Below are 14,798 nucleotides of genomic sequence, written 5' to 3'. Positions count from 1 at the left end.
GTCCCGTTATTTGGAGGAAATGCCCCAGATCGCGAAGAGGTAACGCCTGACCGCGAAGATGAAGACAACCGAGGGAAGGATGAGCATCAGGCCGCCGGCAAAGCGGTAGTGCATCGGGCTTTCCGAGAGCACCGTCAGCAGGTAGGCGGTCAGCGTGCGGTTGCGCACCGTCAGCACCGACGCGGCAAAGACCTCGTTCCACGAGATGACGAAGGCAAAGACCGCTGTCGCGACGATGCCGGGCAAAGCCAGGGGCGCGACCACCTTGAAGAAGGCCTGGATGCGGGTGCAGCCGAACACCCAGGCGGCTTCTTCCAACTCTCTGGGCACGCCGAGGAAAATGCCCTGGGTGACGAGCGCGGCGAACGGAAGCGCCAGGACCGTATGGATGAGGCCGACGCCGACGATCGTATCGTAAAGGCCGAGCCGGATGAAGGAGACGGTCAGCGGCAGCGCCAGGATTGCCAGCGGGAAGGCGCGGGTCAGCAGCACCAGAAGGCGGTAACTGTCCTTGCCGCGGAAATCGTAGCGGGCGAGTGCGTAACCGGCCGGCGCGCCGAGCAGGATCGAAAGCGCCACCGTGATGCCGGCCGCACCAAGCGAGTTGAGAAAGGACTGGACGACGCCTTCGGTCTTCAGGAAGAGAAAAAAGGGCTCGAGGGATAGACCGGTGGGAAGGCCGGTCTTCGGCCAGACATAGACGCCCTGGCGACCGCCGAGTGCGCCGAGCGCCACCAGATAGATCGGCACCAGCACCCAGGCGCAGAGTGCGGCAATGCCGCTCCAGAGCAGCCAGCGTTGTGAAGAGATGAAGCCGGCGGCTTTGGGTGTGTCTGCGGCCGCGCTGATGGTGTCCGTGGTCATGGCAGGCGCTCCGGATCGACCTTCAAGGCCTTCAGATAGATGAGCGTGGCGGCGAGCGAGATGATCATGATCAGCACCGCATAGGCGGCAGCGACGCTGTAGTTCTGGTTCTGGTTCTGCCAGTTGTAGGCCTCACCGACGAGGACCGGGAAATTGCGCCCGCCGAGCGCATAGACCACCGCGAAGACCTCGAAGGCGAGCACGGTGCGCAGGATCAGCGCCGATTGCAGGGCGGGGCGGATCAGCGGCAGGGTGATGCGCCAGAAGCGCGTCCACGGACCAGCCCCGAAGATTTCGGCGGCTTCTTTGAATTCCTTCGGCACCTGGTTCAGGCCGGCGACGATGATGACCATGACGATGGCCGTGCCGCGCCAGATTTCGGCAACCGCAATGGCGATGAAGAGCGCGACCGGCGTCTGGTAGGAAAGCCAGCTTGCCTGCCTGCCGATGATGCCGAGGCCGAAGAGCAGCGAATTCAGATAGCCGGTATTCTGCAGGATCGACAGCCAGACGAGACCGGCGGCGAGATCGGAAATGCCGAGCGGGATTGTCCAGATCCAGAGGATCGTCTCGCGGCCGCGGCCGACTTTGGCGACCATCGTGCCCATGGCAAGCGCAATGGCGATCTGCACCGGCACGACCGCGATCGTCAGCAGGAAGGTGTTCTTCACGGAGCGGGTGAAATTGATGTCGGTGACCATGCGCTCGGCATTCGCCAGCGACGGCGCGCCATTGTCCGAAACCGCCAGCCAGATCGTCTGCACCAGCGGCATGACGAACAGCAGCGCCAGAAAGGCGACGGATGGCAGGATCAGCAGATAGGGGATCCAAGGTCGGCTATTGGTCATCGGCTTCCGCCTCGACGAGCAGAGGGTTGAAAGAGCGCCCGGGCATTTCGCCCGGACGCGTCGCGGGCGGATTTATTCGACCGGGCAGGGGCCGTCGCTCTTGGCATCGGGAGCCCAGCAGGCAGCCTTTGTGTCGGTCATCAGCTTGGCCATCGTGGCGCCCTGGGCCTTCAGCACGTCTGCGACGGGCTCGTTCTGCAGCACGATGCGCTGAAAACTGTCCATGTAGACCTTGTTGAATTCGCCGCCCTTGTCGCCGAGGCCGACCGGCAGCAGCGAGATGACCGCGTCCTTGGAAGCCTGGGTGGCCGTGACCGCCCCGGCGAGCAGCGCGACGCCGGCATCGAGATCCGGCGGCAGCTTGACGCTGAGGGTCGGGAAGAAGCCGACCTTGGAGGCGGTCAGCAACTGCGTCTCCGGCATGGAAAGGTGCTCGATGATTTTTTCTGCGCCGGCCTTGTCAGGCGCGCCCTTCGGAATGGCGAGACCAGCAACGACTGGCATGTAGCCGCGGCCCTTGGGACCCGCGGGAGCGGGGAAGACCACATAATCATCCGGTGCGGCGGAAATGGCATTCTTCAGTCGGGCGATATGGTCCCAGGCGACCATGACTTCGCCGGCAGCCAGCGGCTCCTGCATGAAGTCGTAGCTGGTCGAGTTCGGTGTCACATAGGTCCATAGCGCCTTCAGCTTCTCCCAGCCGGCCGCGGCGTCCGCACTTTGGAAGGTGCGCACGACACCCCCTGTGAAGGATGGATAGAAATAGCCCTGGAAGTACCGCGCCATCAGCCCCTTCGGGCCGGCCGGGAAGCCGATCTGCGGCTGGCCGGTCGCCTCCTGCATATTCTTGCCCCACGCGATCAACTGGTCATAGTTCAGCGCGTTTACGTCGGCGCCATCAGGCAGGTATTGCAGCGCCTCCTTTTTGGCGGCCATCACATAGGTCGCCTGCATCCACGGAATGTACTGCTGGGTGGACTTGCCGAGCTTGCCGAGATCGAGCAGCGACTGCGGCATGCCGCTCGCTGCCAGCTTCGTGGCGAGATCGTCGAGCGGTTCGAGCGTGTCCTTGTCGGCGAGCGGCGAAAGCTCGCCATGCAGCGCGCCGACGAGGCTGACGGTGCGCTTGCCGGCCTGGCGCTCGGCTTCCATGCGGACAGCAAACTGCGGCGGCTCTTCGACCACGTAATCAACCGCGCCGACGTCCTTCAGGAGTTCCTCGCGCACAACCGTCGCCTCCTCGATCGGGCGAAGCTGGGTGGACACGAACACCGTCTGGGCAAGCACCGGCGAGGCGAAGGCCAGCACGGTGGAAGCCAGAATTCCAAATGACATGATATGTTTCATCTTCTCCTCCTTCATTGTTTTTGTTTGAGATGCACTGCTGTCTATGCCGCCTTCAGGGGACGGCGATGGCTGTCGCGATCGACGAATTCGATCGCGTGAAGCTCCTGGAGTTCTTCGGCGGGTTCCCCGGCAATGGCGCGCAACAGCAGCGAGGCGAAGCTCGCGCCGAGATTTTCGCCGGTCATGCGCATGGTCGAGAGCGGAGGACTGGTAAAGGCGCCCATCGGCAGGTCATCATGGCCGACGATGCTGATCTGATTGCCGCCATCGACCTCGCGCAGTGCCCTCAGCGCCCCGATCGCCATTTCGTCGGTGGCGCAGACGAGCGCGGTCGGACGCGACGGCTGGCGCAGTAGTTCGAGCGCCGCGAGATAACCGCCCTGTTCCAACGGCGCACCTTCGGCGCAGAGGTCGGTGGCTAGGCCGCATTCCTCCATCGCCGCCCGCCAGCCGCAGCAGCGGTCATGTGCGAAATAATATTCCTGCGGGCCGGCGATATGGCCGATACGGCGGTGGCCGGTGGCATGAAAACGCAGCGTCGCGGCCCGAAAACCGGCAAAGCCGTCACCGTCGATAAACGGATGCGGCAGCAGGCTTTCGGTGCGGCCGTTGGTAACGAAGGGAATACCGCGCGACTGCAGGAATTCGACGCGCTCGTCCCTCCGCTTGGTGCGGACGAGAAGCATGGCGTCGACGCGCCGGCCATCGACGAAGCGGCGGCAGATATCGAGTTCGCTCTCGCCGCGCGGCACCGGCGCAATCACCAGATTGAGGCCGGCAGCAGCAAGATGTTCGGCGCAGCCCGACAACATATCGAGGAAATGCGGAGGGCCGATATGGCCGGGATCGCTCGGCAGCGTGACGGCGACCAGTTCGGCGCGCTGCCTGCGCAGACGGCGGGCCGAAGCATTCGGCCGGTAACCAACCTTGTCGGCAGCCTCGCGAACCCGCTCGCGCGTGGCCGCCGACACATCGGCATAACCGTCAAGCGCACGCGACACAGTGGTGATCGACAGTCCCAGCGATTGCGCGAGTTGTTTGAGATTGGCCAAGGTCTTCCTCCCGAAGTGAGAAAAAGATTCTCCAAAACGTTTTGGGAGTCAAGCCAAAACGTTTTGGATTTCTTGGCGACGTCATGCGTATGATCTTTCCATATGAGCAGAGACGTCACGGAGATATGCGAAGGGCGGGTCTTCTCAACGCAGCCTAGGCGGAACCACTATCTTGTGTATCTGGATACGCTCGGGAAGTTCGCACAGTAGTTCTGCGTCCCGTTCCAAATGGTGAACCTGCTGTGGATCGCCTTTCGTAAACGCGGTCATCGATTCCATGTCGGCCCAATACGAAATTGTCGTGAACCACGTCTCATCCTCACGGTCTTCGCGCAGCAGTTGAACGCCAAGCGCTGTCTTTAACAGGGGAGGAATTCCCACTGCCCGGTTGTAGGCTTCATATTCGTCAGCGAATTCCGGCTTCGTGCGGGCGCGCCAGATGCGAGCTATGCTTGGAACATTCGTCATGTCTTTCTCCCGGTGACATCTGACAAGCTGCGGTCGAGGAAATCGCGCACCAGCGGCAGTGCATTCTGGAAGATGGGTCGCCCAAGCGCGACGAAAAGTGTTCCCCGATGCAGCAGGCATAGAAGGCCTGCATGCGCAGGGACGCAGGCATCGAGTTGATGCTCGCTCAATCAGTGAGCTTGAGTGTCGCCGTAAACTGCGTCCCGTCCTCGCGGTAGTATTCCGCCTCGCCATGCAGTTGATTTACAAAGGCTTTAATCAGCCTTGTCCCCATTCCGGGTTCGTCCGATCGACCGTCGAATCCGATCCCGTTATCTGCGACGGTCAGCCTGGATTGCTCTCCCTCTGTCGCGTGCAGCATGACGCGAATATTTCCGGATTCTCGGCCCTCGAACGCGTATTTCATGCTGTTGGCAATCAACTCGTTGAGCAGGAGGGCAAACGGCGTTGCCTTGTCAGCAGCAATGACGATGTCGTCGATTTCAAAGGCGACGGACACGGCGCGACCATGGACGTCGACCAGCGTCTTGACGAAGGATGGAATGAATTCGCGCGCGGATATCCCGCTAAACTGGTCGAAGCCGTACATCTGCTCGTGAACGGCGGACATCGCAGAAATGCGCTGATTTAGTTTTTGAACGGCTTCCTGCTCAAAACCCTGTAAGCGCAACAGGGCCATCACCGTCTGCAGGTTGTTCTTCACTCGGTGATGTATCTCCCGCATGAGCGTTTCATTTGACCGCAACGCATCCGCAAGCTGCCTGGTGTGCAATGTGTCGACCTTGATGAGATTCTGGATCCACAAAGCGGCTGCCAAAGCTCCGATGAGGGCGAAGGCGATCAACGAAGCCGCAATTTTGGCATCCTCCCAGAAGGGCTGCATGATTACATGGATGTCTGCCGACGCAATGGCCACAAAAGGGGTGCGTTCGAGGATCCGGTATGCGACCAAGCGATCCTCATGGTCGACTGGCGACACGGAGCGGTAGGTGCCTGATGTCGCCTTCCTCATATAGTCGGTAAACAGCTTGTGGTTTCGCATATCGACCGGTCCGTCGGGTTCCGGGTATCGGGCGATAAGTTGCCCGTCGCGTCTGATGAGGCTGACGATCGAGTTCTCGCCTAACGCGACTGCGTCCCATATTGGCCTTAGAATGCTCGCGTCGAAGGCAATCACGGCGACGCCGGCGAACACGCCGTTTCGTTCTAGCCTGCGGCTGAAGACGAATATCTGCCGCTGGCTAAGGCGGCTGATGATCAGCGAAGATGTATATTCGTCGGCACCGTTTCTCAGCCGGACGAAGTAGTCGCGGTCTCTAACGTCGATCGGCTTGATATCGCGATCATTCGAGAAGAGCGTTTTTCCGTCGGCCCCGATGACATAGGCAGTCGCCAGAGGCGGGAGGTCGTTGACGGCAGCGGCAAGATCGCGCAGGCGATCCGGGCCGGGCAAAGATGTGCTCGGCCCCAGAGTATCATCGATCCGGTGCAGGGTCTCACGAGCAAGGGAATTCAACCAGTTCGCGTTGGCTGCAACGATTTTGGAAGCGGCGCTGACACGCTCGTCGCCACGGCGCACAGTTGTCTCGTAGCTGGATACCAGCCAGAGCGACAAGAGGGTGATCAGCGACAGAAACATCAGCGCGATGATCGCGAGCGATGCTTTTCCTACGGAGCCAACATATTTATCGCCACCGATCATCTCTTACGCCAAATTCCATTGTGCGGCGACGGCCAGATGGGGACATTGCAACGCATTCCGAACCATATCCGATAAGCTGATTTCTTACTCTCGAAAATTATGCGGCTCACGCTCCGGCGCTCTCAAGGGTACGACTTAGGATTGTATGTTCACAGTCTTTAGAGAATGACGTGACATCAGGTCAATCTCACTGCTTTCGAAAAGGAGTCAGAATGGTGGAGAAAACCTTTCATACGCGAAGCTCGGCTTCCGGCGTCCATTCGATCAAAATCTAATCAACCTCGTAACCTGATCTGAAAGTCGGTTTGGTAGGGAGCATGGACAGCGGCTCAGCAACAATAACACCTCTGCGAGAGCCTTCAGCCCCTCTTGACCCCGGATGGCGGGATTTCCGCGCCAGGACCATCCGATACCCGACACTACGCTGATACCAAGGTCATTCTGAATCGGATTAGAAATGCGAAAAAGAATACATGTGAGTCAATTGCGGGTGGGAATGTATGTCGAGGATGTTGAAATTCATGGAGAAGATACGACACGCCGGTTCAAACCGTTCCTGATCTCATCGGCCGGTCAGGTTGAGAGCTTGATGGCACGTCGCCTGATGACTGTCGTCATTGACGTCAGAAAAGGCTCGGATGTCGAACCAGGTGGGCCACAGGAAATCGATCGGGTTGCGTTTGACGCCCAGCTCCGCGCCGTGTTTTCGGCGCGGGAAATCAAGCAGGCGAGACAATGCGTAGAGGATACGAGACCGCAAATTCGCCACATGCTGGCTGACGCCAGGATCAAAGCCACTTTTGCCAGTGATGCGGCAAGCTCTGCTGTGGAGAGGATCATGTCTGCAGCCCTCGACAACGCCGGTGCACTCATCGCAATCGCGAGGCTGAAGGACAAGGATGAGTTGACGTTCCTCCACTCGCTGGCGGTTAGCGCGTTGATGATCACTCTCGGGCGCGGCCTCGGTCATGGTGAAGAGGAGGTACGGGTACTGGGACTTGGCGGCCTGGTTCATGATCTTGGAAAAATGGCGCTCCCCGACGAAATTTTAACGAAACCCGGCAAGCTGACGGCTGAGGAAATGAGTCTCGTTCGCGGGCATCCTCAGCGGGGATATGAGCTGGTTTCTCATGTCGCCGATGTGCCCAAGCAGGTGCTCGACATTTGCCGCCATCACCACGAGAAATTCGACGGCTCCGGCTATCCTAGTCGGCTCGCGGGAAAGAATATCCCATACGTAGCCCGGCTCGCGGCCATCTGCGACGTGTATGAAGCCCTGACGACAATCAGGCCGTATAAGCGCGCTTTCTCACAAGCTGAGGCGATCAACATCATGATGAATTCGCCAGGTCATTTTGACAGCCAGCTGCTATCCGCGTTCGTGTCAAAAATGGTGATCAGCGGCACGCTTCACTAAGCATGTCGCGAAAAGGTGCCGCGGTGGCCCATCCGTCCAATTGCCAGAGTTGACCGAGAGGTCGGCCTTAGCGTTTGCCGATCGACGGACTAAACACCATGAGGCTCAGAATTTCGAAGAGCACCTGTGCTGCGGCGTGGGCCGTGTTGGTCGTTGCGTCATATTGCGGGGCGACTTCGACGACGTCCCCACCCACCAGGTTGATCCCTTTCAGCCCGCGTATCAGTTCCAGGACTTCACGCGTGGTCAATCCACCGACCTCGGGCGTGCCCGTGCCGGGCGCAAAGCTCGGATCAAGGCTGTCGACGTCGAAAGAAAGATAAGTCGGGCCATCGCCGACGATGGATTTTGCCTTGGCAATGACAGCGGCAATCCCCATTCCGCTGATGTCTTCTGCGTGGATCACCGTCATTCCCGACGCATAGGAGAATTCCCACAAATATTCCGCCGAACCCCGGATGCCGATCTGGATCGTCCTTGTCGGATCGAGCACGCCGTCCAGCACCGCATTGCGGAACGGTCCGCCGTGATGAAACTTCGTCTGATCGAAGGCGCCGCTTGTGTCGCAATGGGCATCGATGTGAATGAGGCCGACCGGTTGCTGCCGACCGATGGCCTTCAAAATCGGTTGGCTGATGGAATGATCGCCTCCGACGGAAAGCGGGGCAACGCCGGCATCGACGATCTGGCCGACGCGTTTTTCGATGTCGTCGTGGCTGAGCTCCAGCCGGTAACGGCTCTGGAACGGCACGTCGCCAATGTCGGCGACCCGAAGATCGAAGACCGGCGCCGTGGCGAGAACGTGATTGTAGGGGCCGATCCTTTCGATAGCGCGAAGCGCTCTCGGTCCGAAGCGCGAGCCTGGACGATTGGTGACGCCAAGATCCATGGGGATGCCGGTGATCGCAACCTGGAGATTGCCGAAGTCCGGATCCTCGGCCGCAACCTGCATGTAAGGCGCGCTGAGGAAAGTCGGTATTCCGGCATAGGGCGCCAGTCTCGTGCCGTTCTTGGAGATGATCTTCTCCGCCACTTTCCGAAACTTCTCGTCGAAGATCTCGCCGCCATTGGCGTCCGCAAATTCTGCCCGCAGTTGTTCCAGCCGCGTTTTGTCCCACACCATGCGCTTGCGTCTCCGCTTCAGGTCCGTCTCGTCAGACAAAGAGGTTGAGAAAGCAATTGGTATCGTTGTAGCAATCGGTATCAAAGAGAAATCGACATGATCGCTGCAAAACCCAATTCCCTCGTTGCCCGCCTCTCTGCCCCGCCTATTCCTTCGGTCGTCGCCTGGAGCCGCGAATACAAGGGCGAAAAAGGACCGCTCATCGATCTGTCGCAAGCCGTCCCCGGCTATCCCGCGCATCCGGAAATGCTTCGTCTTCTGGCCGAGGCGGCCGGTCAACAGGCGATGACCGGATACGGGCCGATCGAGGGCGAACCTCTGTTGCGCAAGACCTATGCGGCTCACCTTGCCGAGCTTTACGGCGCCGAGCTTTCCGCCGGCAATATCCATATCACCGCCGGCTGCAATCAGGCCTTCATGTGTGCGGCGATCGCGCTTGCGGGCGCCGGCGATACGGTGGCGCTCACCAATCCCTTTTATTTCAATCACGACACAACGCTGTCGATGCTGGGCATCGGGCGTCGATTGGTCGATTGCGCCGCCGCCGGCGGGTTCCTTCCCGATCCGCGTTCGGCCGAGGCTGCACTTGCGGCCGGCGCGAAGATGCTTGCCGTCGTAACACCCAACAATCCCACCGGAGCGGTGTATCCGCCAAGCCTGCTGCACGAGCTTTTCGTCCTCTGCCGGAAATATGGCGCCTGGCTGATCCTCGATGAAACCTATCGCGATTTCCTTGGCGAGGATTATGGGCGGCCGCACTCTTTGCTGTCCGAGCCGGACTGGGAGGACACGCTCGTTCTTCTCTACAGTTTTTCGAAATCCTTCTGCATTCCCGGTCATAGACTGGGTGCGATCACGGCAGGCCCCAAGCTCATCGCCGAGATCGCCAAGGTCATGGACAATATGCAGATCTGCGCGCCGCGCTCGGCTCAGATCGCCGTTGCATTGGCCCTCCCGGCGCTTGCCGATTGGCGGGCCGGCAATCGGCTGGAGATCGCCCGCCGGGCCGATGCGTTGAGGCAGGTCTTTTCCGGGCTGCCGGATTGGAAGATCGGAGCGATCGGCGCCTATTTTGCCTTTGTCCGCCATCCCCACGCCGATCGATCGTCTTCAGAGGTTGCCGAAAAGCTCGCCAGGGAAGCCGGCATAGTTTGTTTGCCCGGCGCCTATTTCGGGGAGGGACAGGAGCGCTACCTCAGACTTGCCTTCGCCAACGCGGATGTGGCCTCGATCGGATTATTATCCGAGCGCCTTCGCTAGACCGCTGCGATCGGCCTCCGCCGGAAGTTGATGATAGCCACCGCGCCAGTAAAGCAGGGGTCCCATGTCCTGCCGGATTTCGATAGCGCAGACATGTCCGACCAAAATCGCATGAGAATTGTAGTGGAATGCGGTTTCGAGCTTGCAGTCCAGGACCGTCAGGGCATTTTCAAGGGCGGCGGCACCCGTCTTGAGGCGATACCATCCCGCGTCGCCGTAACGTTCGGCGCCTTTTCGCCCGTCGAGACCGGCAAAGGATTGGGCCACCTGCTGCTGGTCGGCGGCGAGCACGTTGACACAGAAGCAGCCGTACCGCTGCAGCGCCGGCCATGAGGAAGACGCGCGGTTGACACTGACGATGACGGAAGGCAACGCCGCCGAAAGCGAGGACACCGAGGTTGCGGTGAAGCCGGTGCGGTCTTGCCCGTCGCCGACCGTAATCACGCTGACCGCCCCTGCCAGATGACGCATCGAAAGCTTGAAGTCCGCCTCGCTGATCAAAGCCTCGGCACTCATCGGGCTGACTCTTTCGTTTTGGCAAAGCGGTTTACAGGCATTGAAAGACCGAGGTTTTCACGCAAGGTCTTGCCCTCGTATTCCTCGCGGAACAGCCCGCGGCGGCGAAGCTCGGGCAGGACCAGCCGCACGAAGTCGTCGAGACTCGACGGCAAGGTCGGAAACATCAGGATGAAGCCGTCGGCGGCGCGCGTCTCGAACCATTCCTCCATGAAGTCGGCAATCTGGGACGGCGTGCCCGTGATGCCATTTCCAGTATGTTTCTCGGCATAGTGCCGGATGAGTTCGCCGACGGTGTGGCCGCCTTTCACGAAATCGACCAGCTCGTCGAACAGAGCGCGTGACCCCTTCGGCGCCGCCGGCAGCCGATCCATAGGGAAGGGCTTGTCGAGAGCGACGTCGTGCAGGTCCGCTTCCAGGAATTCGGAGAGCATCAATCGGCCGACATCCGGATGCATCTTGTCGATCAGATAATCGACCTTGGCCTTTGCCTCGGCCTCGGTTTCACCGACATTGATCACGATGCCCGGCATGATTTTCAGATCGTCCGGATCGCGTCCATAGGCCGGCATCCGGCGCTTGACGTTTTCGTAGAAGGCCCGGTTACGCTCGATATTCGATGCGAGGCTGAAGACGATCTCGGCGGTTCGCGCCGCCATGTCTATTCCGGGTTCCGAACCGCCCGCCTGGGCGATGACGGGGCGGCCCTGGGGCGTTCGCGCGATGTTGAGGGGGCCGCGAACCTGGAAGTGCTTACCTTTGTGATTGAGCGTATGGTGCTTGTCCTTGTCATAATAGACACCGTTTTCACGGTCGAGAAGCAGTGCGCCTTCCTCGAAGCTGTCCCAAAGACCGAACACGACATCGACGAATTCGTTGCCGCGCTCATAGCGTAGAGCATGCGGGTCGAGCCCCTCGCGGTTGAAGTTGTAGCCGGTTTCGTCGTGATCTGACGTGACGACGTTCCAGCAGACGCGGCCCTGGCTCAGATGGTCGATCGAGGCGAACAGACGCGCGACATTGTATGGCTCGTAGTAACTGGTCGAGACGGTCGCCACGAGACCGAGATCGCTGGTGGTGACCGCCAGAGCCGAAAGCAGCGAGAGGGGTTCGAAACGGTTCATCTTGGTCGGAATGCGGGCAAGCGCATTGGCGTCGCCGACGGCAGCGGCGGGGGAATCCGCCATGAACATGAAATCGAATTTCGCCGCTTGGGATCGTTTGGCGACATCGAGCAGATGGGCGAAGTCGTTGGCGCCCTTGACGTCGCTTGCCGGATGCAGCCAGGAGGCAGGATGAAAGCCGAAGGTATAGACGAAAGTCCCGAGTTTCATCTTGTCGGTGTGCGCCATTGAGCTCTCCTGCTTTGTCGGGTCATGCCGCCAACGCAGGGCGACTGAGCGAATTATCGCCCAGCGCAAATTTTCATCAATATCGCCCAGCTGGGTTCCATTTTAGTTTTTCTAAAGCATTGGCTTGGGTGCCGATGCCACGGCCTGCTGACGGGAAATAGCGATGAGCCAATCGCGGAATTCGCGCCCATGGGGCTTCTGCAACGCCGCACGATCCCAGGCGAGGAAATAGCTTTCACGCAGTGCAATGCGTATGTCGACCGGAATGACGAGCGTTTGCGCCGCGAGCTCATCTGATATCATCGACATTTGCGCCAGCACGACGCCGCGTTTGTTGACGGCCGCGTCAATCGCACTGCTCGACAGGGTGAAAGAGAGGCCTGATGTCGACGCATCGAAGGAAATGCCGGCCTTGGCGGCAAACTCCGCCCAGCTGGGATAGGGAGTGAAGTGTCGTTCCCACTCGACATGCAGCAAGGGCTGTTCGAAGAGATCGCGAGCCGCATGCGCGCGATCCTGCATCAGCGCCGGCGAGCAGGCCGGCACGACCCAATCCCGAAACAGTTCGGTATAATGTTCGTGCTGCAGCACGTCCGACCCATAGCTCACGCGGAAATCGACATCATCGAAGCCGATCCGGGGCTCTTTGTCGCGTCCGATGATTCTCACCTGCACGTCGGGATGAAGGGCCTGCCAGTCGAAGATGCGCCTGCCGATCCATTTGTTGACGACAGAGGACAGCGCACTGAGGACCAGTGCCGTCTCATTGCGCGCCTTTTCCAGCAGTTGTTCGGCGCGCGCAAATTGCTCGAACCCCTTCGATATCTCCTGATGATAGAGCCGGCCCCAGGCGGTCAACTCGACGGTTCGTCCGCTGCGCTCCAGAAGTGAAACTCCCAGAAAGCTCTCGATCTTGCGAATCTGCTGGCTGATGGCCCCTGGCGAAACCTTGAGCTCCAGTGCCGCAGCCGTCACGCCGCCGCAGCGCCCCACGGCCTCGAAGGCTTGCAAACTCTTCAGCGGGATCGTCTTGAAGCGCTCATCGGTCACTTGCAGAGCCTCTCGTGATTTGCGCCACTCAATTTGCCATCGGATGAAAGGTCCCCGCAAACTGGAACCGGTCGCCTGGATGGACAAACTCGACATAAGTCACCGTGCGGCCATTCTGCCAGGTCTGGCGGACGAGGCTAAGGCAGGCCTCGCCTTTCTCTGTCTGCAGGATTCGGGCGGTCGCACTATCGGCCGAAACGGCACGAATGACATGTTTGGCCTTGGACCAGGGAACCTCCTGCAGCAGCCATTTGCCGGGGGGAGTCGAGGCAAAGCTTTCTTCTCTCGCCCGCGGGACGGCATCAAGCATGATGATGCGCCGCTCGATGGCATTCGGTCTGCCGTCGACGATATGCAGGCATTGAAGCCTGAGGACTTCTGCATCGGCAGCTTCCGACAGCTGCTGCGCTTCCACCTCTCCGAGGCGCTCGATCTTGCGGGCGAGGATTTCGAAGTGGTGTTCGTGCCCGGCCAGTTCCGCCTCGGTGCTGATATCCTGGATATCCATCACCGTGCGGTCGATCTGGGGGGAGGCGACGAACGAACCGGTCTTGCGCCTTCTGACGATCATGCCGCGCTCGGCCAGCGCCGACAGCGCCTTGCTGACCGTCATGCGCGAGCATTGATATTGCGCCACGAGTTCGCGCTCGACGGGAATGCAGTCACCCGGCCGCCAAATGCCGCTGATGATCTTCGTCTCGATATCCGTAAAAATACGCTGGTAAATCGATACCAAGTCCGCACCTCATCCGGCGTCAACGATCATAAGTTCCGGAACGGTCGGGTCGCGCCGGTGCAGATCGCTGCCGCCCGGCACAAATTTTGCGTTCCTCGTCTTTTACATTGACACTCTAGGCCCGCCTATATCTATTTGTATAGTCAAAAGCGGAGCATAGAAATCCGCGCAGAGGAAATCGAAGTCGAGAACCAAAACTCCTCCACCGGGGGAATGAAAACTGGAGAGATGATCATGAAGGCAAATTCACTGCTGAAGGGTCTGGTCGGCGCTGCGTTCCTCATCGGAGCAGCCGTTTCCGCCCACGCAGCCGACACGCTTGCGGCCGTCAAGGCAGCCGGCACCCTCAAGGTTGGCACCGAAACAGCTTTTGCCCCGTTCGATTATATCGATGCCGGGGAACATACGGGCTTGAACGTCGACCTCTTTGCCGAGATCGGCAAGGAACTCGGCGTCAAGATCGAGTGGGTCGCCCTTCCCTGGGACGGTGTCTTCCCCGCGCTCGAGGCCGGCAAATTCGATGTCGTCGCAGGTCCTGCAACAATTACCAAGAAGCGCTTGGAGCGCTATCGCTTCACGCCGCCGATCGCCGAAGCGACGATTGCCATTTTGAAGAAGGCTGGCGATACGACGATCAGCAAGCCGGAGGATATTGCCGGCAAGACGATCGGTGTCGGCAAGGCAACCGCTCAGCTCGACCAGTTGAAGGAGTTCTCCGCCACCCTGCCGACCAAAGTTGACGTGCGTGAATATCCCGCCTTTACCGAATCCTACGCCGATCTCGCCGCCGGCCGTATTGCCGGCGTTGCCAATTCGCTACCGAATATCGCCTTCGTCGCCAGCCAGCGAAAGGGCACGTTCGAAGTCGTTCTGCCGCCATTCGGCAAGAAGTCTTATTTCGGCTTTATCGGCCTCAAGGATGCCGATCATGCGCCCCTGATGGATGCGATCGATGCCGCGATGCTCAAGATCAAGGCAGATGGACGCATGGCGGAGCTGCAGAAGAAGTGGTTTGGTGCGTCTTTCGATACGCCTGATGCTGTCAAGGATCCGGCATTCTGAT

14 protein-coding genes are annotated in these 14,798 nt (G+C 59.8%); 3 read left to right on the top strand and 11 right to left on the bottom strand.

Annotated features, from left to right (window positions below):
- Positions 1–6: 6 nt before the first annotated feature.
- From EEQ99_RS00795 to EEQ99_RS00770, 6 genes are all read right to left on the bottom strand, one after another.
- The gene (locus EEQ99_RS00795; RefSeq protein ID WP_127429864.1) at positions 7–864 is read right to left on the bottom strand and encodes a carbohydrate ABC transporter permease; all 858 of its coding nucleotides are present in this window, start codon (positions 862–864) and stop codon (positions 7–9) included.
- Positions 861–1,712, bottom strand: coding sequence for a carbohydrate ABC transporter permease (locus EEQ99_RS00790; protein ID WP_047614591.1), 852 nt, complete (start codon positions 1,710–1,712; stop codon positions 861–863). The genes EEQ99_RS00795 and EEQ99_RS00790 overlap by 4 nt, the downstream gene beginning before the upstream one ends.
- Positions 1,713–1,784: 72 nt before the next feature.
- Complete coding sequence (locus EEQ99_RS00785; RefSeq protein ID WP_097596073.1) at positions 1,785–3,059, bottom strand: ABC transporter substrate-binding protein; 1,275 nt, start codon at positions 3,057–3,059, stop codon at positions 1,785–1,787.
- Between the two features lie 41 nt (positions 3,060–3,100).
- Positions 3,101–4,111 (bottom strand): LacI family DNA-binding transcriptional regulator, encoded by a 1,011-nt coding sequence (locus EEQ99_RS00780; protein ID WP_097622443.1) that lies wholly within the window; start codon positions 4,109–4,111, stop codon positions 3,101–3,103.
- A 144-nt stretch (positions 4,112–4,255) separates the two neighbouring features.
- Entirely contained in the window at positions 4,256–4,579 is a 324-nt protein-coding gene (locus tag EEQ99_RS00775; protein ID WP_097622442.1) for an antibiotic biosynthesis monooxygenase family protein, read from the bottom strand.
- Positions 4,580–4,745: 166 nt separating this feature from the next.
- The gene (locus EEQ99_RS00770) at positions 4,746–6,281 is read right to left on the bottom strand and encodes a sensor histidine kinase (protein ID WP_097596057.1); all 1,536 of its coding nucleotides are present in this window, start codon (positions 6,279–6,281) and stop codon (positions 4,746–4,748) included.
- A gap of 457 nt (positions 6,282–6,738) precedes the next feature.
- On the opposite strand from EEQ99_RS00770, the gene EEQ99_RS00765 reads away from it, so the two are divergent.
- Positions 6,739–7,698 carry an HD-GYP domain-containing protein gene (locus EEQ99_RS00765; protein ID WP_047614585.1) on the top strand — a complete coding sequence of 320 codons (960 nt, stop codon included), beginning with the start codon at positions 6,739–6,741 and terminating at the stop codon, positions 7,696–7,698.
- Between the two features lie 67 nt (positions 7,699–7,765).
- Here the strand turns inward: EEQ99_RS00765 and speB are convergent, their stop codons facing one another.
- On the bottom strand, positions 7,766–8,821 hold the full coding sequence (gene speB / locus EEQ99_RS00760) for an agmatinase (RefSeq protein ID WP_097622441.1): 1,056 nt from the start codon (positions 8,819–8,821) through the stop codon (positions 7,766–7,768).
- Between the two features lie 96 nt (positions 8,822–8,917).
- On the opposite strand from speB, the gene EEQ99_RS00755 reads away from it, so the two are divergent.
- Positions 8,918–10,081 (top strand): aminotransferase, encoded by a 1,164-nt coding sequence (locus tag EEQ99_RS00755; RefSeq protein WP_097622440.1) that lies wholly within the window; start codon positions 8,918–8,920, stop codon positions 10,079–10,081.
- On the opposite strand, the gene EEQ99_RS00750 is transcribed toward EEQ99_RS00755, so the two are convergent.
- The 4 genes from EEQ99_RS00750 to EEQ99_RS00735 form a co-directional block, all read right to left on the bottom strand.
- Entirely contained in the window at positions 10,061–10,597 is a 537-nt protein-coding gene (locus tag EEQ99_RS00750) for a flavin reductase family protein (protein WP_047614579.1), read from the bottom strand. The two genes, EEQ99_RS00755 and EEQ99_RS00750, sit on opposite strands and share 21 nt — an antisense overlap.
- Complete coding sequence (locus EEQ99_RS00745; RefSeq protein WP_127429863.1) at positions 10,594–11,949, bottom strand: LLM class flavin-dependent oxidoreductase; 1,356 nt, start codon at positions 11,947–11,949, stop codon at positions 10,594–10,596. The genes EEQ99_RS00750 and EEQ99_RS00745 overlap by 4 nt, the downstream gene beginning before the upstream one ends.
- A gap of 111 nt (positions 11,950–12,060) precedes the next feature.
- The gene (locus EEQ99_RS00740; protein WP_127429862.1) at positions 12,061–12,999 is read right to left on the bottom strand and encodes a LysR family transcriptional regulator; all 939 of its coding nucleotides are present in this window, start codon (positions 12,997–12,999) and stop codon (positions 12,061–12,063) included.
- 28 nt (positions 13,000–13,027) lie between these two features.
- The gene (locus EEQ99_RS00735) at positions 13,028–13,735 is read right to left on the bottom strand and encodes a histidine utilization transcriptional repressor HutC (protein ID WP_097622437.1); all 708 of its coding nucleotides are present in this window, start codon (positions 13,733–13,735) and stop codon (positions 13,028–13,030) included.
- A gap of 234 nt (positions 13,736–13,969) precedes the next feature.
- On the opposite strand from EEQ99_RS00735, the gene EEQ99_RS00730 reads away from it, so the two are divergent.
- A complete protein-coding gene (locus tag EEQ99_RS00730; RefSeq protein ID WP_025570099.1) occupies positions 13,970–14,797 on the top strand; it encodes a transporter substrate-binding domain-containing protein in 828 nt (275 codons plus the stop codon).
- Position 14,798: the final 1 nt, after the last annotated feature.

The organism is Rhizobium anhuiense, from assembly GCF_003985145.1.
Lineage (GTDB): Bacteria > Pseudomonadota > Alphaproteobacteria > Rhizobiales > Rhizobiaceae > Rhizobium > Rhizobium anhuiense.
This window is presented reverse-complemented; position numbering and strand designations above follow the sequence as displayed.